Origin of the sequence: Epilithonimonas hungarica, from assembly GCF_900102265.1 — a bacterium.
Lineage (GTDB): Bacteria > Bacteroidota > Bacteroidia > Flavobacteriales > Weeksellaceae > Epilithonimonas > Epilithonimonas hungarica.
Genome location: NZ_FNBH01000005.1, coordinates 86,561 through 113,017, shown reverse-complemented (window position 1 = coordinate 113,017; position 26,457 = coordinate 86,561). Strand labels below are relative to the sequence as shown.

The following is a 26,457-nucleotide window of genomic DNA, read 5'->3' as shown; positions in this document are numbered from 1 at the left end:
ATAATCATTTATCGACCATCATTTATGATTAATGTCCACTTTCCTTCATTATTTTATTAAGTCTTTTCAACATCGATAATCCCAACAAAGTTGCGAAAATCAAAAGTCCAAAATTAACCAAGAAATAATTGGCTTTGTTTTCATAATTATACCAGGTGCTGGCAAGGATTCCAGATAATTTATTCCCCACTGAATTCGCTAAGAAGAATCCACCCATCATCAATGCGGTCAATCTTGCAGGGGATAATTTTGAAACGAATGATAATCCCATTGGCGACAGACAAAGCTCACCGATTGTTACGACGCCATATCCGGCAATCAACCAAAGTGCAGAAACTTTTTCAGCACCATTATTTCCTGCGTAAACCGCACCAACCATTACAAGGCAAGATAAACTGGTGATGAATAACCCTAAAACGATTTTACTAGGTGTCAAAGGTTCTTTTCCACGTTTTCTCAGCATTGCCCAAACACCGACGATTATTGGCGTTAAAGCAATAACCCAAAATGGATTGATGGATTGAAAAAGTTCTGTGTTGTAAAGGAAAATAGGTTTATCGGAATTCGATTCCAATTCTGATTTTTTCTCCGAGGAAACATTTCTAAAGTAAATATCTTTTCCTGTTTCTTTTAAGGTTTTTCCCTCAGTATCTTTCTGAGAACGGAATTGCTCATCAAAAATTGGGGTTTCCTTATCGGCGTAACTTTTTTCTTCAACCAGATAAAGCGAAGCCAAAGGTTTTTCCACAGATTCGGAAACACTTCTGTCTGTATAGTAATTTGCCCATCTAGTCAAAGCTGTTCCATTTTGTTTAAAAACCGCCCAGAAAAACATACTGATGAGGAATATCGAAAGCAAAGCACCAATCGCAGGTTTTTCCAATGGATTGGATTTGAAATAAAGCAAGACATAGAAGTAAATAACAGGAACACAAGCGAAAATAAATGCATCTGTATTTGTGCTACCAAAAATATTAGTTCCCAAAATCATCGTTGGAACAAACCAGCCAATAACGCCGGCAATAATCGCCGGAACAAAAACTTTCATCAGGATTTCAGACAGTTTTGTATCACCTTCCTGGCTTGGTTTCATAATAGCAGCGTGTCTATAATGCTTCAGTCCGATTGTGAAAATTACCAATCCAAGCAACATCCCAACGCCGGCCGTAATAAAAGCCTCGCCCCAACCGAATTTATTCCGCATAAATGCCGCAATAATGTTACAGATAAATGCTCCGATATTGATTCCCATATAAAAAATGTTGTAGCCAGAATCTTTATTTGCTTTGTAAGGCTCTTCGGAATAGAGATTTCCCAGAAGTGTAGAAATCGTAGGTTTGAAGAAACCATTTCCAATAATAATCAATGCGAGAGAACCATAAAATAATGGCAATTCTTTGAAAATACCTACACCAATATAACCTGCAGCCATCAAAACACCGCCAAGATAAATGGATTTGATGTAACCCAAAACACGGTCAGCTAAAAATCCGCCAAGAAAAGGCGTCAAATACGTCAAGGCAATGAAAGTCCCGAAAATATCATCGGCATCTTTGTCAGGAATTCCCAATCCTCCGGCAACGCCTTGCGGCTCTATCAGATACAAAACAAAAATTCCGAGAATCAAATAGTAACCGAAACGTTCCCACATTTCTGTGAAAAAAAGGAAAGGCAGGCCTTTAGGATGTTTAGTTTTCATAAAGTTAATTTGTTGATTCGTAAAAATAGAATTTTAAAATGAATTAAAAAATTTTATAACTTTGATAGAAAGTAACCGAAATGCCAATTACCATAAAACATTTACAAGACAATATACAGACACTTCCGGAAGATTTCTACGAAGAAGTAAACGATTTTATTGATTTTTTGAAATTCAAGTATTACTCTGATGATAGTCAAAATGAAGTTCCGCAATGGCAAATTGAAGAAACAAGAAGAAGATTGACATATACTTCTGAAAATTCAACCTCGATTGTTTCAGAATCTGAAATGAATGATTATATAAAAAGGTTAAAAGATGAATTGTAGAATTGAATTTTCTGCATTTGTAAAAACAGACTTAAAAGAAATTGACGATTGGTATAGAAAAATTAATAAAAAGCTACTTCTTAGATTTTACGAAGAATTTGAAAATGAGGTGAAATTTCTTAGAGAAAATCCGCTATCCAAAGAGAAAAAATATAATGATTGTAGAATTTGTTATTTGAAAGATTTCCCATTCGGAATCCATTATAAATATGATGATTTAAGCAATTCAATTTTGATTATCGGTATTTATCACACCTCCAGAAATCCTAAAATTTGGCAAACAAGATTGTAATAAAAAATCCTTTTAAAACTTAATTTAAAAGGATTTTTATTTTATTGATGAAATTAATTCTTACAAATTCTCCAAAATAAAATTCGTCATTTTTTCATAAAGCTGAGGTCTTGTTTGTCCTCCAAAAATGCCATGGTTTTTGTCCGGATAAGCCATAAAATCAAATTGTTTTTTATTTTGGATCAACGCCTCAGAAAACTCCATTGAGTTTTGGAAGTGAACATTGTCATCAGCAGTTCCGTGAATCAAAAGGAATTTCCCTTTCAACAAATTTGCAAAAGTAGTTGGCGAATTTTGGTCATAACCTTCCGGATTTTCTTGCGGAGTCTGCAGGAATTTTTCTGTGTAAATGCTGTCATAATATCTCCAGTTCGTCACCGGCGCAACAGCAATTCCCAATTTGAAAACATCAGCGCCTTTTGTCATTGCAAGAGAACTCATATAACCACCAAAACTCCATCCGAAAATCCCAATTCTGGATTTGTCGATATAAGATTGGTTTCCAAACCATTTTGCAGCAATGATTTGATCCTCGATTTCGTATTTACCCAATTGTTTGTAAATCACTTTTTTGAATTTTGAACCTTTGAAACCTGTTCCTCGTCCGTCCACACAAGCTACAACGTAACCTTTCTGAGCCAGCATTTCGAACCAAATTCCGTTTCCTCCGTCCCAAGAATTTGAAACCTGCTGAGAACCTGGACCAGAATATTGGAACATAAACAATGGATATTTTTTATTTGGGTCAAAGTTTTTCGGTTTGATGATCCAAGCGTTGAGTTGGTCGCCAACAGAATTTGGAATAGTAATGAATTCCTTCGCTACAAAATTATCTTTCTGAAGCTTCGCAAGCGCTTCATTATTGTTTTGTAATTCTTTAATTTCTTTACCAGAAGCATCCTTCAAGACATATTTGTTTGGAGAAGACGCTGTTGAATTGGTGTTGATGAAATAATTAAAAGTCTTGCTAAAACTTGCCGAGTTGTTTCCTTCAGGATAAGAAATCAAAGTTGTTTTTCCGGAATTGATATTCAGTTTTGAAACAACTTTGTTCAAGCTTCCTTTTTCAGTTGTTTGGATGTAAGCTTCCTTGGTCTTTGGGTTGTAGCCATAATAATCTGTGATTTCCCAATTGCCTTTTGCCACTTGTTTTTTCAGTTTTCCGGATTTGTCGTACCAATACAATTGTCTGTAACCATCACGTTCGGAAGCCCAAAGGAAAGAGTTGTCGTCCAAAAATTCCAAGGTCAGATTGTCGGTTTCTATCCAGGCGTTGTCTGTTTCGGAGAACAGTTTGGTTAAGTTTCCGGATTTAGTATCCACTTTTATCAAATCAACTTTGCTGTGATGTCTGTTGCTGGTTGCGATGACAATTTCGTTAGCGTCATTCGTTTGCCAGATTTGTGGAATGTAATGATTCTCAAAACCTGCGATATTTAAAGCAGTTGTTTTCCCTGGATTTAATTGATATAATTGAGCAGAAACAGTTGAGTTGGTTTCTCCGGCTTTTGGATATTTGTACCGCATTTCGGTTGGATAAAGCGATTTCCCGTAGATTGGAATGTATATTTCCGGAACTTTTGACTCGTCAAATTTCACGAAAACAATCGCATCGCCTGCTTTGTTCCACTGGTAATAATCTGCGTGACCGAATTCTTCCTCATAAACCCAGTCTCCAAGTCCGTTGATTATAGAATTTTTCTTTCCGTCTGTTGTGATTTGAGTGATTTTATTTGAAGTCAAATCCTGATAAAACAAATTATTGTCAACTATGAAAGCGACTTTGCTCCCGTCCGGAGAGAATTTCGGTTCCTGAATGTAGTTTCCGTTATTAAGAGGCGTTACTTTATTTGATTTCAAATCCTTCACATCAAATTTCCCTAAAAACGAATGCCTGTAAATCGACTCACTTTCTTTTTGCAACAAGATTTTGGACTCATCGGCAGAGAAAATATACGATTCGAATTTTCCATCCACGATGTTTCCGGATTGTTGAGACGTTTTGTAATTGTATTTTGCAATGCCGTCTTTCTCGATGGTAGCGTAGTTTTCGCCGTCATTTAAGGATGCGATTCCTGCGATTCCTTTTCCGCGATAGTAGCCGGAATAGATTTTATCGAGTGTAATTTCTTGTGCATAAGTATTTTGTGAGAAAACTGCTGTCATCATAACAACAGAAAATAAGACTTTCTTCATTTTTAAGATTTTAATGACGTAAATATAATAAAGATTAATTGTTTTAAAGCAGAGTAGATTTAATGTTAATTTTATCTGTAACTATCTACTTAACTCTTGTAACAACCTATTTTACTCTTCTGACAGTCTACTTTACTCTTCTGATTGTCTACTCAACTCCTCTGATTGTCTACTCAACTCCTCTGACAGTCTACTCAAAACCTTTGATAGTCTACTCAAGACCTTTGACGGTCTACTCAATATCCTTGATTGTTTACTCAAGTACTTTGATTATCTATTTAAGATCCTGGACGACATACTTAGTTAGTTTGATTGTTAAATTAAATCGTTTGATAACCTAATGAATTCCTGATAACTATCAACCAACAACTATCAACCAAAAATCCCTATCTTTGCGCCATTATTTTTCTCACTTAAAACGTTTATAGCATGCAACTGTACAACACCTTAAGCGCAGAAGAAAGAGCCAGACTTATTGATGAAGCTGGTAAGGAACGCCTTACATTGTCTTTCTATGCGTATGCCAAAATTGAAAACCCAAAGAAATTTCGCGACGAATTATTTATAGCCTGGAACGCCTTGGATGCGCTCGGCCGAATCTATGTGGCGCACGAAGGAATCAATGCTCAGATGAGTGTTCCTGCGGATCAATTTGAGGCTTTCCGAGACACTTTGGAAGCGTACGATTTTATGAAAGGCATTCGCCTGAATGTGGCTGTGGAGCAGGATAATCACTCGTTTTTGAAATTGACGATTAAAGTTCGAAATAAGATTGTTGCGGATGGTTTGAATGACGAAACTTTTGATGTGACGAATAAAGGAATTCATCTTAAGGCTCAGGAATTCAATGATTTGCTGGCCAATCCGGATACGATTGTAGTGGATTTCAGGAATCATTACGAAAGTGAAGTTGGGCATTTTGAAGGCGCAATTACGCCGGATGTTGAAAATTTCCGAGAAAGTTTGCCAATTATCAATGAGCAATTGCAGGATTATAAAGAAGATAAAAACCTTTTGATGTATTGTACTGGCGGAATCCGTTGTGAGAAGGCGAGTGCGTATTTTAAACATCAGGGTTTTAAAAATGTTTATCAGCTTGAAGGCGGAATTATCGAATACGCGCGTCAGGTAAAAGAGGAAGGTGTTGAAAGTAAGTTTGTTGGGAAGAACTTTGTGTTTGACCATAGATTAGGGGAGAGAATAACGGACGATATCATTGCGCAATGTCACCAGTGTGGAAAACCTTGTGATAATCACACGAATTGTGCGAATGATGCTTGTCATTTGTTGTTTATCCAATGTGATGACTGTAAGGCTGCAATGGAAAACTGCTGTTCTACAGAATGTTTGGAAACGATTCATTTGCCTTGGGAAGAGCAGGTTGCGAAAAGAAAAGGTCTGCAGGTTGGGAATAAGATCTTCAGAAAAGGAAAATCCGAATCCTTGAAGTTCAAAAAATCAGGTAATTTACCCGATAAACCTTTGGCTAAAGCTGACACCAAAGATATTCGCCAAAAGATAAAAAGTAAAAAAGTCTTAATTGGTAAAGGAGAACATTATTATTCTAAATCGAAAATAGGACAGTTTTTAATTGAAAATAAAGAAGTTTCAGTTGGTGACAAAGTTTTGATTTCTGGCCCAACGACTGGCGAGCAGGAGTTTATCATAAAAGAAATTTTCGCCAATGGCGTTTCTTCTGAAACTGCTAAAGTTGGAGACCAGATTACTTTTGAGATTCCGTTCAGAATTAGATTGTCGGATAAATTGTATAAAATTTTGGAAGACCGAGATGACAAACAACGGTAGAATGGAATTGATGGCACCGGCTGGCGATTTTACATCAATGCAAGCAGCTTTGGATAATGGTGCAGATTCTATTTATTTTGGTGTAGAGCAGCTTAATATGCGAGCTAGAGCATCAATCAATTTCACAATTGATGACCTTCCGGAGATTAGCAGACGTTGTGGGGAAAAAGGGGTGAGGACCTATCTTACACTTAACACGATTATATATGACCATGACTTGTCTATTATAAAAACACTTCTAAACAAAGCAAAAACAGCCAACATTACTGCTGTAATTGCGATGGACCAGGCGGTGATTTCTTATGCAAGACAAATCGGGATGGAGGTCCATATTTCTACACAGATCAATATCACGAATATTGAAACGGTGAAATTCTATGCGCTTTTTGCCGATACAATGGTAATGAGTCGTGAATTAAGCATTAGCCAGATCAAAAAAATATGTAACCAGATCGTAAAAGATGACGTCAGAGGACCTTCTGGAAATTTGGTCGAAATCGAGATTTTTGGTCATGGCGCGCTTTGCATGGCTGTTTCTGGAAAGTGTTATTTAAGTTTGCATTCGGCTAATTCTTCTGCAAATAGAGGGGCGTGCAAACAAAATTGCAGAAAGAAATATACTATTATAGACCAAGAAACAGGTTTTGAAATAGAACTGGATAACGAATATATGATGTCTCCGAAAGATCTTTGCACGATCGGTTTTCTTGATCAGATCATAGATGCGGGTGTGAAAGTTCTCAAGATCGAAGGAAGAGGACGCGCTCCCGAGTATGTTGCAACTGTGGTGAAAGCTTATAGAGAGGCAATTGATGCTATTGCTGAAAATAATTTTTCTCAGGAAAAGGTTGCAGAGTGGATGTCGCAGTTGGAAACTGTTTATAACAGAGGATTCTGGAATGGGTATTATCTTGGTCAGGAATTAGGTGAATGGTCTGATAGTTCCGGATCCAGCGCTACTCAAAAGAAAATTTATGTTGGAAAAGGACGCCATTTTTACCCAAAATCTAATATCGCGGAGTTCCTTATAGAGGCATACGATTTGACAGTTGGTGATAAAGTTTTGATTCAGGGGCCTACGACAGGTTCTCAGGAAATGGTTGTAGAAACGATGCGAGTTGATCAAAAACCAGAAGCGGAAAAAGCATCAAAATCTGATGTGATCACTTTCGAGACCAACTTCAGAGTTCGTCCTTCTGACAGATTGTATAAAATAGTTCAAGCCTGATAGAGAATTTTGTCTTTGATTATTAATAGAAATGATAATTGTAACACTTCAGCGGGATAAATGTATCGGTTGTAATTATTGCGCAGAGTTTGCGCCGGAATTTTTTAGAATGTCTAAAAAAGACGGGAAGTCCGTATTGTTAAAATCTATTGATAAAAAAGGCTTTCATACAATGAAAACGTCACAATACGACGCTTCCGAATCTTGTGATAGGGCTGCCAAAGCGTGTCCTGTAAATATAATTTCGGTCAAAGAAAATTAAAAATGAATCTTAGTCTTACTAAAAAAGAACTTCGAACGATTTATAGAGAAAAAAGAATGGCTTTATCACAGGATGAGGTTGTTTTTTTGTCCGAAAAAATCTTCAAAAAGTTTATTTTACAATTTAATATTATTGAAAATCAAAAGATTAATCTTTTTTTATCGATTGAAAGGTTTAATGAAGTGAATACTCAGATTTTCATTGATTATTTTTTTGATAATAAAATAAGGGTTTTTGTTCCGAAAATTAAAAATGGAAAAATGATTTCTGTGGAGATCTTTCCGGATTCTGAATTTGAAATTAACAAGTTGGGAATCAAAGAACCAATTTCAAATATTGATTCAAATGTTGAATTGGAATATGTTTTAACGCCTTTGCTATACTGTGACCGACTGGGAAATAGAGTAGGATATGGGAAAGGTTTCTATGATGCTTTCTTTTTTCATAATTCAAAGATTCATAAAAAAATTGGCTTAAATTTCTTTTCTCCGAATGAAGATGTTGCTGATGTTTTTGAACTGGATATAGCTTTGGATGGTTTAATTACACCTTATGATTATTTTGAATTTTAATTTAAGTATTTGAAAATCATTGTATTTTATTTGTAAAAATATTTACAATGATATTACAAGTTATTTATTAATGATTTTTATCAGACCGTTCTACCTTTGTCTTGTAATTATAACACGATAATTCACAAACAATAATATTAATAATTTAAATTTTTAGAAAATGAAAAAGTCATTATTTGTAGCTGCTATCGCTGCTATCGCTCTTGTAGCTTGTAAAAAAACTGATAACGTAGAAGCTAATGCTGTTGATTCAGTAGACGCTACAGCTGATTCTGCTGTTGCTGCTATCGATTCTACTGCAACTGCTACAGTTGATTCTGTAAAAGCTACTGCTGATTCTGCTAAAGCTGAAGTAAAAGCTGACGAGAAAGCTGCTAAAGAAGAAATCAAAAAATAATTAGATTCTAATCTAATTAAAACAAAACCCGCTAATTAGTGGGTTTTGTTGTTTTTGTACTGTCCGATTCCTTTTGATAGAATTTGGTAAAGTAAAACTTGAACTCTTTTTGGAATTTAACGGGAGAAGCTTTTAATAGATATTGGGCTTTTCTGTTAACCGTAGTGATGTAAGTTTTCTTGTTGTCATAATATTCTACATCGAAAGTTGCAAAATCCAGAGTGTCTTTTTCGTGTATGGATTTGGATGTAGTCAGATTGTTTACTTTTGCAAATTTCACTTTCAAACTGTCCATTTCCTTTAATAAAGGTTTTAGATTATTGGAATCTTTGGATAGAAAGTGAGCTTGCATTTGTGTGTAAATAACAGAATCAATTTCTGTGTCTTTGTTCCCTGAGGTATAAAGTGTTGATAGGTCTAATAGATCCTGGACTTTTTGCGAAGTAATAACATTGATTGCTTGTACGCTGTCTAGTTTTGTCTTGGAATAGGTTATTCTGTTATTGGCATTTCGAAGGGTCTCCAAAGAGTTGTCCTTGCCGTCATATTTTTTATCACAAGATATAATTCCAATGATTATTAGTGCAGTAATTATTAAAAGATGATATAATTTATTTTGCTTTTTCATCGTCAGTAATTTTGAATTTGATCATTACTATTTTTCCATTTTTCATTTGAGAATCAATTACTTCCAGGTTTTCTAGCGATGTTGTAGGAAGTGTGACCAGCGAGATGTATTTCTGTTTGTCCATCGTTTCAATGCCATATATGTCGCTATCAACAACTTGATAGATCAGGGCATTGTCACTGATGAGCTTGTTTAATTCACTTGTTTTTTTCTTAAAATCAATAATTGACTTCGAATAATAGTAAAGCTGGATCGCATAATCATTAGGTTTCAACTCGATATTTTCGGATGAAGGTGCTGATGTCAAATCTCTTGTCACGGTATCTGTCCTGTAAAAAGGCGAAGAAATAACCATCTTGAGATTTTTGCTTTTTGTTTCGTAGACAAATTTTGAATTAGGCTTTACTTTGAAGAGGATTGGAGATTCATTTTCTCGGATGATTTTAACGTCCAGTTCTCCCTTTATGGATGAGTTTCTATCTGCATCAGTAAAAGCATAGGTGTACTTTTTATAAAAAAGGTTGTCATAAAATACTAAAATAAGAACAACTGCAAATAAAAATGCCGAAATCCCCAACCAGAGATATCTTTTTAAGAAATTCTGTTTTTCACTATTGAAATTGATGTTTTGATTGATTTCATCAAAAGCTTGATTATCTATGGAAACAAGTGGTTTCGTAACTTTTTCTTGAAGATTGTTTATGGCTTCAGAAGCTGGTACTTTCGTTTCAGTCGTTAATTTAGACTCTATTAATACAGGTTGTTCAACAACTGCTAAAGGGTTTTTCTTCTTAAACTCAGACCAAGAATTATATCCGGAGTAGATTGCTAATATATTGAGCATATCAATTCTTGGGGTTTTTTCCAGTGAGTTATTTTTGAAGTAGGTATAAAAAGTCTTTTCACTAATATTTCCCTTGGCCTTTTGTCTCAGGTCTTCCTGAAAATAAATAATATCAATGCCCTTCCATTTGGAAATGTCATCATAAGATGGCGAATGCGTCTCAAGATATTTCTCCTGAACAGCAGCTTTTAAGGACTGAAAATATGAAAATTCTATATCGCTCAAAATTCTATATATTCTTAATTTATTGATTTACAGTAGTTCTTATTTGTAAATCTTGTTTTACAAATATATTACAATTAATTTTCAAAACAAAGATATTTTATCGGTATAATTTTGCCCTGTTCAAATAATGGACGATCTATTAACTAACAATTTAAATTTAATTATTATGAAAAAATCATTATTCGTAGCTGCTATCGCTGCTGTTGCTCTTGTAGCTTGTAAAAAAACTGAAACTGTTGATACTGCTGCTGCTGATTCTGCTGTAGTTGATTCTGCTGTTGCAACTATCGACTCTGCTGCTGCTAAAGTTGATTCAGCTGCTGTTAAAGTTGACTCTGCTGCTGCTAAAGTTGATTCAGCTGCTGCTAAAAAATAATCTTAACCAAGTTAAGAATTTGAAACCGCTTTTCGAAAGAAGCGGTTTTTTTATTTCTCTAATTTCTGTCTCAAGATTTCGTAGCAGGTAATTGCTGCTGCATTACTGAGATTAAGAGAATCTATTGTTCCTGACATCGGGATCAAGACATTTTCTCCCTTCCCTTTCCAAAAATCACTCAAACCGGAATGCTCTGTTCCAAACAAAACGGCAGACCTGGTTTTCAAATTTTTTTCCTGGATGTTTTTTGCATCTTCACTCATAAAAGTGGTGAAAATATTATAATCATTGATTTTTAAAAATTCCATTGTTTCTTCATTTGAAGCTTGGAAGATATTCATTCCAAATAGACAACCAACACTGGAACGAATGACATTCGGGTTGTAGAAATCTGTCCGTGGGTCGGTAACAATCAAAGCATTGATTCCGAAAGCTTCACAACTTCTCAGGATAGCACCAAGATTTCCGGGTTTTTCCACGCTTTCTAAAATGATGATTGCAGAATCCTGCTTTGGTTTGAACTCGTCAAGGTTTCTTTGCTCTAATTTATAAATCCCAATAATTCCCTCGGTAGTCCCTCGATAAGCGATTTTTTCATAAAGCTTTTCGGAAACAAAATGAATTTTAGAATCGGGTAATTTTCCATTGAAAATGCTTTCGCAGATAAAATATTCTTCGGGTTGATTTCCAAAATGCAATGCTCTTTCGTTCTCCTGTTGACCTTCTACTATAAAAATACCGGCTTTCCTTCTGTCCTGATTTTTGGATAGAAGTCGGGTTAGTCTTTTGATTTTTTCGTTTTGAAGGCTTTCTATGAGCATTTTGAGAATTTTTGCAAAGATAATAAATTGTAAAAGTTTAACTTCCATCTTCTGACATCTGTCTTCCAACAAAAAAATATATATCTTTGTTTTATGATTTTACGAGGAGAAAATTTAATCAAAGAGTACGGGCCAAAAAAAGTGGTGAAAGGCGTGTCATTAGAGGTTCAACAAGGAGAAATTGTCGGACTTTTGGGACCAAATGGAGCAGGTAAAACGACTTCCTTCTACATGATTGTTGGATTGGTGAAACCGACTTTGGGAAATGTGTTTCTGGATAAGCAAAATATCACACAGGATGCGATGTACAGACGTGCCCAGAAAGGAATAGGCTATCTGGCTCAGGAAGCTTCGGTTTTCAGAAAGTTGTCTGTGGAAGATAATATTTTGGGTGTTTTACAATTGACGAAGCTTTCCAAAAAAGAACAACAAAAAAAATGTGATGAATTGATTGAGGAATTCCATCTGGAACACGTTCGTAAAAATAGAGGAGATCTACTTTCCGGAGGTGAAAGACGTAGAACCGAAATTGCGCGTTGTCTTGCGACAAGTCCTAATTTTATCCTTTTGGATGAGCCTTTTGCCGGAGTTGACCCGATTGCGGTGGAGGATATCCAGAAGATCGTAAGGTCTTTGGTGGAGAAAAATATCGGGATTTTGATTACCGACCACAACGTTCAGCAGACTTTGGCGATTACGAATAAAACGTATATTATGTTCGAAGGGAAAATCCTGAAAGAAGGGATTCCTGAAGATTTGGCGAACGACCCGGAAGTGAGACAGGCTTACCTTGGGGAAAACTTCCGTTTTGAGAAGATATAGGTTTTATCGCAAAAGCACAAGATTTATAAAAATGAAATAATTGAAAGTCGCAAAGTTTCCTTTGTGACTTTTTTATTGCTTAATAAATTTATTTTCCAAAAACTCTACTGACATACTATTGTCACAACAGCATCGTAAATTTGTATCAGATAAAACAAACTATTATGAACGCAAACGCAAAAGTCCTGGACTCACAACAACTTTTAATCCATTGGCAAGGTCACAGAAATCTTACAAGAAGAGTAATCGAAGCTTTTCCGGAGAAAGATTTATTCGGGTTTTCAATTGGCGGAATGAGACCATTTTCAAAATTGGTTCTGGAAATGATTGCTATCGGCGGACCAGCTTTGAAATCCATTGTTGAAGGAACAATCAATACATTTGATGAATCTTTCAATCCGACAACCAAAGCTGAGCTTCTGACAAAATGGGACGAAGAAACCGAAATCATTAATGAATATTTCAGCCAAATCACGGAGGAAAGATTTCAGGAGACATTCAACTTATTTGGGCAGTACGAGTTTCCGATTTATCAGAACATTCTTTATTTCGTGGACAACGAGATCCACCACAGAGGTCAGGGTTATGTTTATCTGAGAGCTTTGGGGATTGAACCGCCGTTTTTCTGGGAAAGAGAAAGATAATTTTATACGCTTGATTTGATTTTAAAGTCTGCCAAAAAGCAGACTTTATTTTTTGTTCAATTGATTAGAAATCTTACTGATCAAATCATTCATTGTGTCTTTAAGATATTTGGGTTCGATGATTTCAGCAAAATCTGCAAACGTAATCAGCCAGCGCGGAAAACCCTCTTCAATCCATTCGGTTTCAAAAGTCATCAGCATTTTGTTGTCACTTTCTTCTTCAGCAACCAATCCGTAATATTTTTTAGAATTGACAAGAAAAGGCAATATTTTTTTCTCAACCAAAAGCCGAACGCCAACTTTTTGATTCTTTGATTTTTTTCGGTAATCGCCAACATTCCCGTATTCCTGATGAAACGGATTTTCAGTTTTCTCAATTTTTAAAATCCTGTCCACACGAAATTGTCTGAAATCCTTTCGCATCGTACAAAACGCCATCACATACCAATAATTGACTTCGTAGAAAATCCCGACCGCTTCGATGATCCTTTCACTAGCCTCATCTTTAACATTTTGATAATGAAATTTCAATTGTTTTTTATCAGCAATACTTTCCAGGATTGTTGGAATGATATTTTTGACATTATCCGAGTTTTCCGGGCGATAGGAATAGATATCAATCTGATTTTCGATATTCTGAACGAGGTTCTTTTCCGAATTTCTGATGACAGCTTTCACCTTTTCCATTGCGGAATTGTAATGGGAATCGAGGCTTTCGTGAGAAAATTTCTGCATCAGTTTTTCGGCAGTGATGAAGCTCAAAACTTCTTCCTTCGTAAACATCACGGGTGGAAGTTTGTAGCCGTCGACCAAAGAATAACCGGAACCGGCTTCACCAAAAATTGGAATTCCCGCATTTTCCAAAGTCTTGATGTCTCTGTAAATGGTTCTGATACTTACATCAAATTTATCCGCTAAATCTTGTGCACGGACAATGGATTTAGTTTGCAGTTGTGTCAGAATAGAAGTAACGCGGTCTATTTTTTTTATGTAATGGTCTTCATTCATCTTTATAAGTTTTCACAAGTCTGTCAAGATTCAGGCTTCTTGCAGATGCATCGAAGATTTCGCGGTAAGTTCCGTCTTTTTCATAGAGTTCTTCGTGCGTCCCGTTTTCCACAACGGCGCCTTTTTTCATCACATAGATCATATCAGAATCCAAAATCTGCGACAACGAATGGGAAATAATGATCACGGTTCTGTCCTTTTTAATAGCGTCAAGAGAATTTTTAATTTGTTCTGTTGCAATCGCATCCAGACTTGCGGTTGGTTCGTCAAGGAAAATAATCGGTGGGTTTTTCAGGAATAATCTTGCAATGGCAATTCTCTGTTGCTGACCTCCGGAAAGCTGTGTCGCATCGTGATTGTAACCATCCGGCAAATCCAAAATCTGCTCGTGAAGATAAGCTTTTCTTGCTGCTTCTTTGATTTCTTCTAAAGTTGCGTTAAGATTTCCGTATCGAATGTTATCTTCAATACTTCCTTTGAAAATGTGATTTTTCTGAAGAACCAGACCAAGGTCATCACGGAGGTATTCATTATTGAAATCATTCAGATTGTTGCCATCCAAAAGAATTTCTCCGGAATCAGGTTCGTAAAACTTACAAAGCAAATTGATAACTGTTGATTTTCCAGCGCCACTTAGTCCAACCAAAGCGGTCGTTTTTCCGTTTTCGATTTTCAAAGAAACACGGTGAAGTGCTTTCATTCCGTTTGGATAGGTGAAATCGACATTTTTGATTTCAAAATTCCCTTTGATAGGGATATTATCGATGGTCCCGTTCGGCTCTTTTTCCTCGTCGTCATTCAGAATTTCAAAATAAGCTTCGGCATAAATGAATGCATCGTTCATATCGTCATAAATCCTGTGAAGCTGACGAATAGGCGCAGAAACGTTGTTGAACAACATAATGTGAAGCATAATTGCACCAATTGTCATCTGCTGGTCAAGCACAAGATAAACTGTCAAAAGGATAATCAAAACAACACCGAATTGCTCTATAAAAGTTTTCAATCCGTCGTAAATAAAACTGGTTCGCCTTGTGTAAAGTTGGCTTTCCATCAGCTTCATCTGAAGATTATATTGTTTTCTTCCTTCAAATTTTTCACGAACAAAACTCTTGATAACCATTATGGAATTGATGAGATTCAGAAGTCCGGACGTTTTCTGCTCACGCTGATTTCTGAGTGTCCGTCTTACATTTCCCAATTTTTTTGCCTGCCTAGACGTCACATAAAAATAAATCGGAATTACGAATGTGGAAACCAATCCTACATAAATATTCTGCATATACATCACAACCAATGCAATAATCGCAGTTGAAAACAACGGAAGAATATCGATGAAAAAATTCTGAACGAGTTTGGTCAAGCTTTCAATTCCTCGGTCGATACGGATTTGAAGTTTTCCGGATTCGTGGCGGTCGTCATTGTAATAGGCAATTCTGTAAGTCAAAATTTTGTCAATCGCAGCCTGTGATAATTCTGAGCTGACATTGATTCGGATTTTTTCGCCATAAAATTTCTGTCCGAATTGAATAAAAATATTCGCCAGTTCTTTTCCCAAAAGTATGATTGAAATCAGAATCAAAACGTGAATCCCTTCTTCCATCGGGTTGGGAAGTTGTGTCAGTTTTGTCACTTCGTCAACAGTATATTTCAAAACCAAAGGATTCACCTGAGCGAATAATGCGCCGATAAAAGTCAACAATAATGTCACGAAAATCATCATTCGGTAAGGTTTGATGAAGCGTCTCAACTGAAGATAGATATGAATAAGATTGGTGGTTTTTTGAAATGGCTTTTTCATTACAGCAATTTAAGAAAAATATAAACCACATAGAAACATAGAACTTTAACACATAAGTTTTAAATTGATTAATCTTAAAGTCACATAAGAACACATTAGTTTTTAAATCTTCGATTTTCGGCTTAAGTGAACTTATCTTAACGGATTTTAAAGTTAATCTTAAGTGGCTAAAGTGTTTTAAAAATTCTATTGTATCTATGTCTTTCAAAAATAAAAATCTTAATTTTAAGCTTTCATAAAAACTGAAAATGAAAATATATACAAAAACTGGTGACAAAGGTGAAACCGGACTTTACGGCGGAAGCAGGATCTCCAAAGCCAGCGCAAGAGTAGAATCCTACGGCAATATCGATGAGCTAAACGCGAACATTGGCGTAGCTAAATCTCACATTGATGACGAGAGTGTCATTGATCAGCTGAAAAAAATTCAGTTCGATTTGTTCACGGTTGGTTCCGAAGCCTCGACGCCAATTGATAAATTGTTTTTGGCTAATGGAAAAGCAAGATTGCCTTTGGTGATTTCCGACAAAGAAATTGAAGAATTGGAAACTTGGATGGATGAGATGGAAGAGAAAGTGGAGCCTTTGCAATATTTTATTTTACCTGGAGGCGGAAAAGCGGCGACTTTTCTTCATGTGGCGAGAACGGTTTGCAGACGTGCGGAACGCAGTTTGGTTTTTCTCAATCAATCTGAAGAAGTGCGTGCGGAATTAATCAAATATTTGAACCGTTTATCTGATTATCTTTTTGTTCTGGCAAGATATGTTTCAAAGCTTCATAACGAACCCGAAGAATATTGGAATCCTAATGATAGAAGTTAGAATTAATTATTTTAAATGAAAAAAGCACTTCTTTTCATCAATGGAGATTCTCCGAAAACGATTCCGGATTTGTCAGGTTATGATTTGATCGCCTGTACAGATGGTGCTTTTCATTATCTGAAAAAACTGAAATTTCCTTTAGATAAACTGGATTTAATTTCGGGAGATTTTGATTCACATAAAATTGAGGAAGAGATTATTCGGCAAGCTCAGGCTCATCAATTCGAAATTATAGAAACGCCTGACCAGAACAAGACCGATTTTCATAAAGCTTTGGAAATTATTATCGAAAAAAGTTTTGAAAACATTGATGTTTACGGTGGAAGTGGAGGAGAGCAGGACCATTTTCTTGGGAACCTGAGCGTGGCTTTTGTTTTTAAGGATAAAGCGAATCTTCGGTTTTTTGATCAATATTCGTCATATTACTTTATTCCAAAGAAATTCACAATTTCTGATGTCAAAGGAAAAATGATTTCACTGATGCCTTTTCCAATTGCGAAAAACATTGAAACCAAAGGATTGAAATGGCCTTTGTATAAAGAAGATCTGATTCTAGGAGAACGAATTGGAACACGGAATATTGCTGAAAATAAAGAGGTTGTGATTAAATATAAAAAAGGTGATCTGCTGATTTTTGTCGGGAATTAATTCATTAATTTTTATAGAATTATTAACGTATATATTCAGTTTTTTTAATCATTTTTGCATCGTAAAACCAATTAACTTTTTTTAGCCAGAAATGAAAATAAAATATTCTGAACTAATTGACCAAACGCTTTATTTTCCTACAGAAGAGTTCAATGTAGAAGAGAATAATCTGAAGTTCCACGATATCAACCTGATGGAAGTTGTGGAAAAATTCGGAACTCCTTTGAAGTTCAATTATCTACCAAAAATATCTCAGAATATAGAAAGGGCAAAGTTTTGGTTCAAAGAAGCTTTTGAAAAGACCGAATACCGCAAGAATTACAGATATTGCTACTGTACGAAATCCAGTCATTTCGCATTCGTTGTGGAGGAAGCTTTGAAGAATGATATCAGTATGGAAACGTCTTCCGCATACGATATGGATATCATCAAATCCCTTTATGACAAGGGGAAAGTAACTAAAGATATCGAGGTGATCTGCAACGGTTTCAAAACGGATGATTACCTGGCGAAAATTTCGGATCTGATCAATAGCGGATTCGAAAAAATCACACCAATTCTTGATAATTACAGAGAACTTGATAAACTGACGGAAAGTATTGACAGGACTTTCGATATCGGGATCAGGATCGCATCTGAGGAAGAACCAAAGTTCGAATTTTATACCTCGAGATTAGGAATCGGTTACCGTGATATTATTCCTTATTACAGCCAAAAAATTGCGGAACATCCGAATGCAAGGCTGAAAATGCTTCACTTTTTCATCAATACAGGAATCAAAGACACGGCTTATTATTGGAACGAGTTGTACAAATGTCTTCGCGTTTATGCAAGATTGAAAAAAATTGCGCCTGAAGTGGATTCATTGAATATAGGTGGTGGTTTCCCAATCAAAACATCGCTTAATTTCGATTATGATTATCAGTATATGGTCAACGAAATTGTTTCTCAGATCAAAAAATTCTGTGAAGAAGAGGGTGTTGAAGAACCAAATATCTATACAGAATTCGGGAGCTTTACAGTTGGCGAAAGCGGAGGGCATCTTTACCAGATCATTTCTCAGAAACGCCAGAACGACAGAGAAAAATGGAATATGATAGATTCGTCTTTTATGACCACTTTGCCTGATACTTGGGCAATTTCCCGTCACTTCATTATGTTACCATTGAATCGTTGGGAAGATTCTTATGAGAGAGTTTTTCTTGGTGGACTGACTTGTGATTCAGATGATTATTATAATTCTGAACAACATACCAATGCGATTTACCTTCCTGTCTATAACGATACAAAACCTTTGTATATAGGATTTTTCCATACCGGTGCTTATCAGGAAACGATTGGCGGTTACGGTGGTGTTCACCACTGTCTGATGCCTCAGCCAAAACATATTTTGATTGATAAGGATGAAGATGGAAATTTCACATACGAATTGTTCAGAGAAGAGCAGAGACCGGAAGATGTCCTGAAGCTTTTGGGATATTAAGTTTTGATAATAGACATTAAGATAAAAGATAATAGACAAAAAAGCGTCCTGATATTTTCAGGACGCTTTTTAATTTATTTGATCTCTGTGATGAATTCCTCTTTTGGAGTTCTGTATTTTTTCAGATTTACCAACCAGTCTCCGCTAGTGTCTCTGTAACCTAAAGGTAGAATTACAACACTTTTCAATCCTTTTTCGGCAAATCCTAAAAGCTCATCTAAAGCTTGGTTGTTGAAGCCTTCCATCGGAGTTGCATCCACTTTTTGTTCAGCAGCTGCAGCGATTGCCAATCCGAAAGAAATATAAGCCTGTTTTGCTGCGTGTGTTGCGTGCCATTCGCCTCCAAGAGGTTCGTACATTCCCCAAAGTCTTGCTTTGTAATCATCCATCGCTTCTTTTGGTATTCCTCTTTCAGCAGTCGTTTTTTCGAAGACTTCAGAAATGCTGTTGTGAGAATAACCATCCCAAGCTGCCCAAACCAAAAGGTGCGAACCATCTGTGATCTGAGCCTGGTCGAAAGCAATCGGTTTAATTTTTTCTAATAATTCTTTATTTGTGATGACAAATATTCTGTAAGGCTGTAAACCTGAGGAAGAGGGCGCCAGTCTCGCCGCTTCTAAAATGTAATCCACTTTATCTTGAGAAACGATTTCACCGTTCATTTTTTTAGTTGCGTAACGCCAGTTTAAGTCTTCTAATAAACTCATTTTTTATAATTTTTAATTTGAAGATGCAAAGGTAAATAAGAAAAGTTTATTTTTGTAATTAGGTTACGAAAAGTTATTATTACTAAAAAGTAACTTATTTGAAAATCAATTCTTTGTGGATTTGAATTAATGAAAATTTAATATTTATAAAAATAAAAGCTCATATGAAAATAAAATGCCCAAAATCTAATCTTGCTGCAGTTCAGGATACAATGGATGTCTTAAAAGGGAGATGGAAAATTGCCATTATCGCAGCTTTATGTTATGATAAGATGCGTTTCTCAGATTTACAGAAAGAAATTGAAGGTGTTTCCGCAAAAATGCTGAGCAGTGAATTGAAAGATTTAGAAATCAATCAATTGGTGAAAAGGACCGTTCTCAGCACACAGCCGATAAGTGTAGAATATGAATTGACAGAGTACGGATGGACGCTGAAAAAGATCATCGAACATCTTGCGGAATGGGGAATCCGGCATCGCAAACAGATTACCGGAAAAGTTTTGGAATATTGATGGATTTTGATTTTTTTTAAATTGAATTGAACTTAGAATTTTTTATCTTTATTGTTTTGTCTTAGGATTGTCAAATTATGCTGATAAGATTCTTTTCCATCATTCTGTTTTTTGTGTTAGCAACAAAAGCTAATGCCCAAATTACGGATGCGCAAAATCTGACAAAGGACATCGAGGCATTGATGTATTCTGACCCAGAAAAAGCACTGAAAACGGCCCAGTATATTGTTTCTAATCAGAGTTTTGGAACTGTGGATGATGTTTATAATGCATATCTTTTGCAGGTAGAAATCTACATCAATCTCGAAAGATACAGTGACGCTGTTGTCAAATTAATTTCTGCAGACAGACTTTCTTCCAATGTTTCCAACGGTTTTCTGAAAGCGAAAAATGATTTTCTGCTGGGGGAAATTTACGTTAAAACAGGTTTTCAAAATGCAGTTTCTCATTCTATTTCGGAGTTGGAAAAAGCCTCGGAATCTTTGGAAGGTGAAGAGAGAAATACGGTTGTCATATGGAAAACTGAACTTGAAATTCAAAAATTATATTCAGAGAAAAATTATAAAGATGCTCTGTCATTAATTCAGAAAAATATAAATCTGCAATCGGAATTGTATCCGAATTTCGGAATTCAGTTTCAATTGATTCAATCTGAGATAGAAAATAGACCATTTGCTATTAATCTTAAAGACAATCCATATTTCAAATTTTTATCCAACATCAATTTTCTCAAATCAAAAATCAAGAATAATGATTTTCGAGAATCAGATTTGATTTTGCTTAAAAAACAAAACCCTCAATACGGTGATGTTTTTTACAAAGATCTATACAAAAATTGGTCTCAAAAAGTTTGTAATGGCAGTAATTCTGAAGACTGTTTCCGTGTCAGAAAAGAATATATCAAACTTTTAAAACTTTCAATTTCTGATTTGCAGAATGCGCGTGTGAATGTCATCAATCTCATCGACCAAAAAGAAAAACAAGCCAGTAACTTGGCAAAAGATCTTCAAAACAAAATCCTGTTGGTACTAATTGTCATTGCATTTTTATCGGTTATTGGTTATCTGATCTACTTTTTAATCCTGAAAAACAGAATTAAAATAGTCAATTCTGAAATCGAAAAGAGGATTATTTCTGATGAATATGAGCAAAAGCTGAGCGATCAACTGAAAGATTTTCAGGCAAGTAATGTGTTTGTGATTCCGGAAAAGACGGAGAATCTCATTCTTTCCAAATTAGAAATTTTTGAAAAATCACAAGAAGTTACCAATCCGCATTTGTCTTTGGCCGTGTTGGCGAAAAGACTGGACACGAACTCAAAATATCTGTCAGAGATCATCAATAAACATAAAGAAAAGAACTTCAATAATTATCTTAATGAATTAAGGGTTAAATACATAGTTGGGAAATTGGAAAATAATCCGGAGTATTTGCAATATAAAACGAGTTACTTGGCAGAAGAAGCTGGTTTTGCTTCCAGAACTACATTTACCACGATTTTTAAGAATGTGACAGGAACGAGTCCGTCTCAATTTATCGAACAATTAAAAAATAAATAGTGGTGAAAAAGTTATTATTTATTTTATTTTGGATAATTTCTACTGTTGTTTTTGGACAATCCGAAAGTCGCGTTCAGCTTGAACAGGAAATCACGGCTGCAGACAGAATGGCTTTTGCAAACCCTGATTCTGCACTGATCACGTTGAAAAAGTTGGAGCCGAAATTAGATGATGACAGATTAAAAAGTAAATTTCTTCTGGCCAAAGGAAGCGCTTATTCTGTAAAACACCTTTCTTCAGACGCCTTGCGACTAGGTTTGGCTGCGCTTAATAATTCTGAAAAATCCAAGGATTCTTTGATGATGATCAATTCTTTGGGTTTTATCGGAAATCAGTATTACATTCTGAAACTCAATAAAAAAGCAATTAATTATCTCAATAGGGCAGAAACGCTTATTGATTATTTGAACGATAATTCTCTGCAACAGGTGACTGCCAATATTTATTTTGTCAAAGCGCTGATTTACAAGGATAATCTGGACCCGGAGTTCGCCATCAGATATTTTGATAAAGCCATTAATCAATATAATAAAAGTAAAGATAAAAGCAGCCTTCTGAATATCAATATTACCAAAATGCAAAAAGGTTATTGTTTGATCGAAATCGGAAAATCGAAAGAAGCGGAAATAGTTTTTTCTGACGTCATCAGGGAATCGGAAAGAAACAAAATTGCGGAAGTCTATTCCTATGCAAGAATTGGTTTAGCGGCATCTCTGGAAGGTCAAAAGGATTTCATCAAAGCCAATCATATACTTTTGGAGACTGAAAAACAGATTGGGAAATCACAAAATATTGAAATGTTGACGGAAATCTATGATGCACTCAGTCAAAATTATCTTGTTCAAAATAATGAAGAACGGTATTTCTTTTATAACCAAAAACTGGAAAAAAATCTTTTAAAGAATGAAGAAATAGAGAAAAAATCTTTCTCTGATTTGCTTGATAAAAACGTTGAGTTACAAAATTTAGAATTGAAAAATAATCAGAGATTGTTTTATTTTTTTGTGATATTAATATTTTTATTCACATTCGGAAGTTTATTTTACATCAAGAAAAGAATAAACCAACTGAAATCGGTAAAAGCCTAGAATTCTTTGTGAGTTTGCTATAATTATTTGTTTTTCAGGTGTTTAATGCTTTTAAAAGCTGTTCTGATTCTTGTAAATTCTTTGATTCTAAACAGCAAAAATTTTCTTTTCATCAATTTCGTAACTACATTTGATCCATAATTTAAAATTGAATGATATGAAATTGAAAAACGCTTTTTTTGCTTCTTTGCTTTTATCAGGAATGATGTCCGCACAGAGCATCTCTATCGATACAACCGTACCTGGTAATCCTGCTCCTGAAAACAGTATTTTAGAATATTGGTATTGGGCCTATGGCATCCAGGTTACAGGTAGCGGTTTTGCTGCCAATTCTGCAATTAAGTTTACCTCCGTAGATCCGCAAGGTGGTTTGAGGTCATTGTCTTCTAGCACAGATGCTAGCGGAAATGTTACTTTTCAGTTCAATGGCTGGACGAATACATCTCCTCTGGGTTACTATACACTTAATGTGGCAGATGCTTCTGGTAAAACAGCTTCAGGAAATTATACAGTTATAAAAGATCCTAAAAATGTTATTACCGGAACTGCCGCCCCTGTAGAGTTTAAAATGTCCGATTTTGTATCTGGCTCTACAGTTAAGGTGAAGAATCTGGTCCCATACGGGCAAGTTAAAATAAATGTTGCTGATCCTGCTGCGAATGGATGGGAACTTAATAAGGATGAAGAAATGTATGCCGATGAAAATGGCGAGTTGGATGTAGATTTCAATTCAGATTCAAGACTTTTCGCACCGGCGGGAATGGTTCCTCTTCAGCCGGTAGAAGGTAACTGGAGCTTGAGCTATAATGACTGGTCTGGTGAAGGTCTTAAAGGAAGCACCAAAATAAGGGTATTGCCAAACAATCCGAGTACCTCGTCTTATTGTGACGTTACTGCAACTATTTCTGAGCCTATTACTTCTGTGACTTTTGCAGATATATCTAATGCTACTGATCCTAATGCCAGTAGTTCTTACGAGAATTTTCTTTCCAAAGTTGGAAATCTTGAAAGAGGCAAAGAGTATAAGATCACAGTTAAAGGTAATACAGCCGGATCTTGGAAGGTAAGTACTTTCACAGCTTTTATCGACTGGAATCAAAACGGAACACTCGATAATGAGAACGAGATCTACAGAATTGGTTTTGTAAAAGGAAGTACAGGAATGGATACTCAAGTTGCAGAATTGGATATCAAAGTTCCTGATAATGCAATGGTGGGGAATACGAGAATGAGACTTCTAAAAGTTAATTCACCTTCCACGTTTGCAATGTTCTGGCCTACCGGTGCTTGCGGAAATTATAATTACGGACAAATTGAAGATTATACTTTGAATGTAAAAGAGGCATTGGCAACGAGCGAAACTTCTTTAAACAAAGTTCAGTTCTATCCAAACCCTGTGAAAGATGTTTTAACAGTTTCCTCAAGCAAAAAAGTAAACTCGGTTTCTGTTTACAATACAGCTGGTCAATTAATAAAAACAGTTCAGAATACCAATACAATTGATATGAGCAAACTTTCTGCAGGCGTGTATGTTGTGAAAACTGATGTGGAAGGCAAAACAGAAACTTCTAAAGTCATCAAGAAATAATCAAATTTCTTTCAAATAATCTAAGAATCTTTTCGGCTATTGTAAAACTATCTTTTATGGATAGCCGAGATTCTTTTTGCCAAAATTGAACCTATTCTCAAATAATTTATATGAAAAAAACTTTATTTTTTTTATCAAGCCTTGTAGGAATTGCAGCTTTCGCACAAGTAGATGTAACTGCAACCTCAGGAACAGGAGCGGCGACTTATGCAACAGTTAAAGACGCTTTCGATGCCATCAATGCGGGAACTCACCAAGGTGCAATCAATCTTACCATAACTGCTAACACTTCGGAAACAGCAACTGCTGTTTTGAATCGTAGCACAGGAACATCCAACTTTACTTCGGTAACTTTGAAACCAGCAACGGGTGTTGATGCAACTATTACCAATGCTGCTACCGCAGGCCCTGTTTTGAGGATCTTGGGAAGCAACGTTACAATAGACGGAAGTAATAATGGCTCCGATTCCAGAAATCTAAGTATTATCAATGGCTTTGCGACTGGAGCATTGGTTGTTGCGATGGGTTCTTCTGATAGTGCCAATCCACTGACGAATGTTACAGTGAAGAATACGACCCTTATCAATGGTGTGAAAACTTCGGGAAGCGGTATCATCGTAAGTAACACGGCTGGAGCGCAAACTGCAGGATATTTTAATAACATCCGACTGGAAAATAACTCCATACAAAAATCCTATCAAGGAATCTATATGATTGCTGTGTCTGCGGTCGGAAACGGTTCTGGTTCAGTGATTACTAAAAATGACCTTTCTACAAGCGGGGAAAATTCTAACAGATTTATGGGAATCTATCTTGGAGGGACAGACGGTGTGATAGTTTCGGAGAACAAAATCGGGAACTTTGAAAATACTTCTAATGATGTAAAAAGAGGGATTTGGCTTGCCGTTTCAACTATGAATACCACTGTTTCCAATAACATTATCGAGAATATCAGTGTGAATAATGCAGGTGGAGGTAGTGTAACAGGGATTCAAATTTTCAACAATGCAGGAGCAGGTGGTGCGCCTACAGCAAATAAGATTATTGGAAACAAAATTTCTAACTTTTCTAGCAATGGATTCAATAGCTCTGTTACAGGAATTAGTTTAGGCGGGTCAACTGTAGGAACTGTAATCAGCCAGAATGATATCAATAATCTGGTCGGTCTGAGAACTGCAACTACTGTAGGTTACGGAGCTGAAGCTATCATATTGAGTGCGGGAACTGCATCTAATACATTGGTAAGCAACAACTTCATTTCAAAAATATCCAGCTTTGCAGCAAATACCTCAGGTGCTACTTACACTGGAGGAATTTTGATCAATGCGGGAACAGGTTATAAAGTCTATAACAATTCGGTTTATCTGACAGAAACCCAGAACGATGGAACCAACAAAGGTATGCCTATAGCATTTAGTTCTACTGTTTCTACAGCGGGTGCAATAGACCTTAGAAACAATATTTTTGTTGTCAATTTAGCAGATACTAGCATTCCGGCATATTCTATTTCGGTTCCACCGGTAGCGGCGACATATTCTAATATTGATAATAATATCTATTATAGTACAGGTCCGAATTTGGGACAAACCCCAGGAGGTCCACCTGCATTTACTGATATTGCAGGATTGAAAAGTATTCTTGGAGGTAATAACAATTCCTTAAAAGCTCTTCCAAAATTTGTTTCTGCCATCAATCTCCATCTTGTTCTGGATTCTGAAAATTCTGCTATTGATAACAAGGGTGTTGCTATTGCAGATGTTACTGCGGATTTTGATGGAGAAGCGAGAAGTGCTTCCACGCCGGATATTGGGGCAGACGAATTTACCATTGCCACAATGGCAGTTGGGGATGTTGCAGGAAAAACGAAAATTCAGGTTTATCCAAATCCTGTGAATGATGTGTTGACAGTTTCATCAGACAAAAAAGTTGATCACATTTCGGTTTATGATGTTGGCGGACAATTGATCCAGGAAGTCAGCAATTCTAATGTCATCGATCTTACCAAGTTATCTTCAGGAGTTTACTTTGTGAAAACAATTTTAGAAGGCAAAACAGAAATGACGAAAATAATCAAAAAGTAAATCTATTCATCATAATTATT

The 26,457-nt window shown here is 35.9% G+C and carries 26 protein-coding genes; 18 read left to right on the top strand and 8 right to left on the bottom strand.

What is annotated here, in order from left to right:
* Positions 1-28: 28 nt before the first annotated feature.
* Positions 29-1,699, bottom strand: coding sequence for a peptide MFS transporter (locus BLT30_RS17090; protein WP_089874896.1), 1,671 nt, complete (start codon positions 1,697-1,699; stop codon positions 29-31).
* Between the two features lie 80 nt (positions 1,700-1,779).
* Between BLT30_RS17090 and BLT30_RS17085 the strand changes: the two genes are divergently transcribed.
* Entirely contained in the window at positions 1,780-2,028 is a 249-nt protein-coding gene (locus BLT30_RS17085; protein ID WP_089874894.1) for a DUF2281 domain-containing protein, read from the top strand.
* The gene (locus tag BLT30_RS17080; protein ID WP_089874892.1) at positions 2,018-2,320 is read left to right on the top strand and encodes a type II toxin-antitoxin system RelE/ParE family toxin; all 303 of its coding nucleotides are present in this window, start codon (positions 2,018-2,020) and stop codon (positions 2,318-2,320) included. Before BLT30_RS17085 ends, BLT30_RS17080 begins: the two co-directional genes overlap by 11 nt.
* Before the next feature lie 60 nt (positions 2,321-2,380).
* Here BLT30_RS17080 and BLT30_RS17075 read toward each other — a convergent pair whose 3' ends face one another.
* Positions 2,381-4,516: a S9 family peptidase gene (locus tag BLT30_RS17075; RefSeq protein ID WP_089874889.1), complete on the bottom strand. Its 2,136-nt coding sequence runs from the start codon at positions 4,514-4,516 to the stop codon at positions 2,381-2,383.
* 429 nt (positions 4,517-4,945) lie between these two features.
* Here BLT30_RS17075 and trhO point away from each other — a divergent pair, with 429 nt between their 5' ends.
* The 5 genes from trhO (at position 4,946) to BLT30_RS17050 (ending at position 8,781) form a co-directional block, all read left to right on the top strand.
* Positions 4,946-6,322: an oxygen-dependent tRNA uridine(34) hydroxylase TrhO gene (trhO, locus tag BLT30_RS17070; RefSeq protein WP_089874887.1), complete on the top strand. Its 1,377-nt coding sequence runs from the start codon at positions 4,946-4,948 to the stop codon at positions 6,320-6,322.
* Complete coding sequence (locus BLT30_RS17065) at positions 6,306-7,550, top strand: peptidase U32 family protein (protein WP_089874885.1); 1,245 nt, start codon at positions 6,306-6,308, stop codon at positions 7,548-7,550. Before trhO ends, BLT30_RS17065 begins: the two co-directional genes overlap by 17 nt.
* Positions 7,551-7,581: 31 nt before the next feature.
* Positions 7,582-7,812, top strand: coding sequence for a ferredoxin (locus tag BLT30_RS17060; protein WP_089874882.1), 231 nt, complete (start codon positions 7,582-7,584; stop codon positions 7,810-7,812).
* A 2-nt stretch (positions 7,813-7,814) separates the two neighbouring features.
* Positions 7,815-8,384 (top strand): 5-formyltetrahydrofolate cyclo-ligase, encoded by a 570-nt coding sequence (locus BLT30_RS17055; RefSeq protein WP_089874880.1) that lies wholly within the window; start codon positions 7,815-7,817, stop codon positions 8,382-8,384.
* Between the two features lie 160 nt (positions 8,385-8,544).
* Entirely contained in the window at positions 8,545-8,781 is a 237-nt protein-coding gene (locus tag BLT30_RS17050; RefSeq protein ID WP_027383637.1) for a hypothetical protein, read from the top strand.
* A 31-nt stretch (positions 8,782-8,812) separates the two neighbouring features.
* On the opposite strand, the gene BLT30_RS17045 is transcribed toward BLT30_RS17050, so the two are convergent.
* Positions 8,813-9,409: a hypothetical protein gene (locus BLT30_RS17045; RefSeq protein WP_089874878.1), complete on the bottom strand. Its 597-nt coding sequence runs from the start codon at positions 9,407-9,409 to the stop codon at positions 8,813-8,815.
* A complete protein-coding gene (locus tag BLT30_RS17040) occupies positions 9,393-10,478 on the bottom strand; it encodes a hypothetical protein (RefSeq protein ID WP_089874876.1) in 1,086 nt (361 codons plus the stop codon). Before BLT30_RS17040 ends, BLT30_RS17045 begins: the two co-directional genes overlap by 17 nt.
* A 127-nt stretch (positions 10,479-10,605) precedes the next feature.
* Between BLT30_RS17040 and BLT30_RS17035 the strand changes: the two genes are divergently transcribed.
* The gene (locus tag BLT30_RS17035; protein WP_235696101.1) at positions 10,606-10,854 is read left to right on the top strand and encodes a hypothetical protein; all 249 of its coding nucleotides are present in this window, start codon (positions 10,606-10,608) and stop codon (positions 10,852-10,854) included.
* A gap of 50 nt (positions 10,855-10,904) precedes the next feature.
* Here BLT30_RS17035 and BLT30_RS17030 read toward each other — a convergent pair whose 3' ends face one another.
* The gene (locus tag BLT30_RS17030; RefSeq protein ID WP_089875108.1) at positions 10,905-11,675 is read right to left on the bottom strand and encodes a TrmH family RNA methyltransferase; all 771 of its coding nucleotides are present in this window, start codon (positions 11,673-11,675) and stop codon (positions 10,905-10,907) included.
* 93 nt (positions 11,676-11,768) lie between these two features.
* Here BLT30_RS17030 and lptB point away from each other — a divergent pair, with 93 nt between their 5' ends.
* Both lptB and BLT30_RS17020 read left to right on the top strand, forming a co-directional pair.
* Entirely contained in the window at positions 11,769-12,497 is a 729-nt protein-coding gene (lptB, locus tag BLT30_RS17025; RefSeq protein WP_089874874.1) for an LPS export ABC transporter ATP-binding protein, read from the top strand.
* Between the two features lie 164 nt (positions 12,498-12,661).
* The gene (locus tag BLT30_RS17020; protein WP_089874872.1) at positions 12,662-13,141 is read left to right on the top strand and encodes a DinB family protein; all 480 of its coding nucleotides are present in this window, start codon (positions 12,662-12,664) and stop codon (positions 13,139-13,141) included.
* 45 nt (positions 13,142-13,186) lie between these two features.
* On the opposite strand, the gene BLT30_RS17015 is transcribed toward BLT30_RS17020, so the two are convergent.
* Positions 13,187-14,149, bottom strand: a complete 963-nt coding sequence (locus BLT30_RS17015; RefSeq protein ID WP_089874870.1) for a helix-turn-helix transcriptional regulator — start codon at positions 14,147-14,149, stop codon at positions 13,187-13,189.
* Positions 14,142-15,869, bottom strand: a complete 1,728-nt coding sequence (locus BLT30_RS17010; protein ID WP_089875105.1) for an ABC transporter ATP-binding protein — start codon at positions 15,867-15,869, stop codon at positions 14,142-14,144. The genes BLT30_RS17015 and BLT30_RS17010 overlap by 8 nt, the downstream gene beginning before the upstream one ends.
* Positions 15,870-16,198: 329 nt before the next feature.
* On the opposite strand from BLT30_RS17010, the gene BLT30_RS17005 reads away from it, so the two are divergent.
* The 3 genes from BLT30_RS17005 to BLT30_RS16995 all read left to right on the top strand — a co-directional run bounded on the left by BLT30_RS17005 (position 16,199) and on the right by BLT30_RS16995 (position 18,902).
* Positions 16,199-16,771 (top strand): cob(I)yrinic acid a,c-diamide adenosyltransferase, encoded by a 573-nt coding sequence (locus BLT30_RS17005; RefSeq protein WP_089874868.1) that lies wholly within the window; start codon positions 16,199-16,201, stop codon positions 16,769-16,771.
* A gap of 15 nt (positions 16,772-16,786) precedes the next feature.
* Complete coding sequence (locus BLT30_RS17000; protein WP_089874866.1) at positions 16,787-17,419, top strand: thiamine diphosphokinase; 633 nt, start codon at positions 16,787-16,789, stop codon at positions 17,417-17,419.
* A gap of 91 nt (positions 17,420-17,510) precedes the next feature.
* Positions 17,511-18,902, top strand: a complete 1,392-nt coding sequence (locus tag BLT30_RS16995) for a type III PLP-dependent enzyme domain-containing protein (RefSeq protein WP_089874864.1) — start codon at positions 17,511-17,513, stop codon at positions 18,900-18,902.
* Positions 18,903-18,976: 74 nt separating this feature from the next.
* Here the strand turns inward: BLT30_RS16995 and BLT30_RS16990 are convergent, their stop codons facing one another.
* Positions 18,977-19,609 (bottom strand): NAD(P)H-dependent oxidoreductase, encoded by a 633-nt coding sequence (locus BLT30_RS16990; RefSeq protein WP_089874862.1) that lies wholly within the window; start codon positions 19,607-19,609, stop codon positions 18,977-18,979.
* 164 nt (positions 19,610-19,773) lie between these two features.
* On the opposite strand from BLT30_RS16990, the gene BLT30_RS16985 reads away from it, so the two are divergent.
* From BLT30_RS16985 to BLT30_RS16965, 5 genes are all read left to right on the top strand, one after another.
* Positions 19,774-20,121 (top strand): winged helix-turn-helix transcriptional regulator, encoded by a 348-nt coding sequence (locus BLT30_RS16985; RefSeq protein ID WP_089874861.1) that lies wholly within the window; start codon positions 19,774-19,776, stop codon positions 20,119-20,121.
* Between the two features lie 77 nt (positions 20,122-20,198).
* Positions 20,199-21,680 carry a helix-turn-helix domain-containing protein gene (locus BLT30_RS16980; RefSeq protein WP_089874859.1) on the top strand — a complete coding sequence of 494 codons (1,482 nt, stop codon included), beginning with the start codon at positions 20,199-20,201 and terminating at the stop codon, positions 21,678-21,680.
* A gap of 2 nt (positions 21,681-21,682) precedes the next feature.
* Positions 21,683-22,768: a tetratricopeptide repeat protein gene (locus BLT30_RS16975; protein WP_089874857.1), complete on the top strand. Its 1,086-nt coding sequence runs from the start codon at positions 21,683-21,685 to the stop codon at positions 22,766-22,768.
* Between the two features lie 157 nt (positions 22,769-22,925).
* Positions 22,926-24,356 (top strand): GEVED domain-containing protein, encoded by a 1,431-nt coding sequence (locus tag BLT30_RS16970; RefSeq protein WP_139166702.1) that lies wholly within the window; start codon positions 22,926-22,928, stop codon positions 24,354-24,356.
* A 110-nt stretch (positions 24,357-24,466) separates the two neighbouring features.
* The gene (locus tag BLT30_RS16965; RefSeq protein ID WP_089874851.1) at positions 24,467-26,437 is read left to right on the top strand and encodes a T9SS type A sorting domain-containing protein; all 1,971 of its coding nucleotides are present in this window, start codon (positions 24,467-24,469) and stop codon (positions 26,435-26,437) included.
* Positions 26,438-26,457 lie beyond the last annotated feature (20 nt).

Coding starts and splice junctions, on each gene's coding strand:
- BLT30_RS17010 (WP_089875105.1), bottom strand. CDS start 15,869: ATGATTTTCGTGACATTATTGTTGACTTTTATCGGCGCATTATTCGCT.
- BLT30_RS16990 (WP_089874862.1), bottom strand. CDS start 19,609: ATGAGTTTATTAGAAGACTTAAACTGGCGTTACGCAACTAAAAAAATG.
- BLT30_RS17035 (WP_235696101.1), top strand. CDS start 10,606: ATGGACGATCTATTAACTAACAATTTAAATTTAATTATTATGAAAAAA.
- BLT30_RS17050 (WP_027383637.1), top strand. CDS start 8,545: ATGAAAAAGTCATTATTTGTAGCTGCTATCGCTGCTATCGCTCTTGTA.
- BLT30_RS16980 (WP_089874859.1), top strand. CDS start 20,199: ATGCTGATAAGATTCTTTTCCATCATTCTGTTTTTTGTGTTAGCAACA.
- trhO (WP_089874887.1), top strand. CDS start 4,946: ATGCAACTGTACAACACCTTAAGCGCAGAAGAAAGAGCCAGACTTATT.
- BLT30_RS17055 (WP_089874880.1), top strand. CDS start 7,815: ATGAATCTTAGTCTTACTAAAAAAGAACTTCGAACGATTTATAGAGAA.
- BLT30_RS16985 (WP_089874861.1), top strand. CDS start 19,774: ATGAAAATAAAATGCCCAAAATCTAATCTTGCTGCAGTTCAGGATACA.
- BLT30_RS17060 (WP_089874882.1), top strand. CDS start 7,582: ATGATAATTGTAACACTTCAGCGGGATAAATGTATCGGTTGTAATTAT.
- BLT30_RS16965 (WP_089874851.1), top strand. CDS start 24,467: ATGAAAAAAACTTTATTTTTTTTATCAAGCCTTGTAGGAATTGCAGCT.
- BLT30_RS17085 (WP_089874894.1), top strand. CDS start 1,780: ATGCCAATTACCATAAAACATTTACAAGACAATATACAGACACTTCCG.
- BLT30_RS17020 (WP_089874872.1), top strand. CDS start 12,662: ATGAACGCAAACGCAAAAGTCCTGGACTCACAACAACTTTTAATCCAT.
- BLT30_RS17075 (WP_089874889.1), bottom strand. CDS start 4,516: ATGAAGAAAGTCTTATTTTCTGTTGTTATGATGACAGCAGTTTTCTCA.
- BLT30_RS17005 (WP_089874868.1), top strand. CDS start 16,199: ATGAAAATATATACAAAAACTGGTGACAAAGGTGAAACCGGACTTTAC.
- BLT30_RS17015 (WP_089874870.1), bottom strand. CDS start 14,149: ATGAATGAAGACCATTACATAAAAAAAATAGACCGCGTTACTTCTATT.
- BLT30_RS16970 (WP_139166702.1), top strand. CDS start 22,926: ATGAAATTGAAAAACGCTTTTTTTGCTTCTTTGCTTTTATCAGGAATG.
- BLT30_RS17065 (WP_089874885.1), top strand. CDS start 6,306: ATGACAAACAACGGTAGAATGGAATTGATGGCACCGGCTGGCGATTTT.
- BLT30_RS17045 (WP_089874878.1), bottom strand. CDS start 9,409: ATGAAAAAGCAAAATAAATTATATCATCTTTTAATAATTACTGCACTA.
- lptB (WP_089874874.1), top strand. CDS start 11,769: ATGATTTTACGAGGAGAAAATTTAATCAAAGAGTACGGGCCAAAAAAA.
- BLT30_RS17000 (WP_089874866.1), top strand. CDS start 16,787: ATGAAAAAAGCACTTCTTTTCATCAATGGAGATTCTCCGAAAACGATT.
- BLT30_RS17090 (WP_089874896.1), bottom strand. CDS start 1,699: ATGAAAACTAAACATCCTAAAGGCCTGCCTTTCCTTTTTTTCACAGAA.
- BLT30_RS16995 (WP_089874864.1), top strand. CDS start 17,511: ATGAAAATAAAATATTCTGAACTAATTGACCAAACGCTTTATTTTCCT.
- BLT30_RS17080 (WP_089874892.1), top strand. CDS start 2,018: ATGAATTGTAGAATTGAATTTTCTGCATTTGTAAAAACAGACTTAAAA.
- BLT30_RS17030 (WP_089875108.1), bottom strand. CDS start 11,675: ATGCTCATAGAAAGCCTTCAAAACGAAAAAATCAAAAGACTAACCCGA.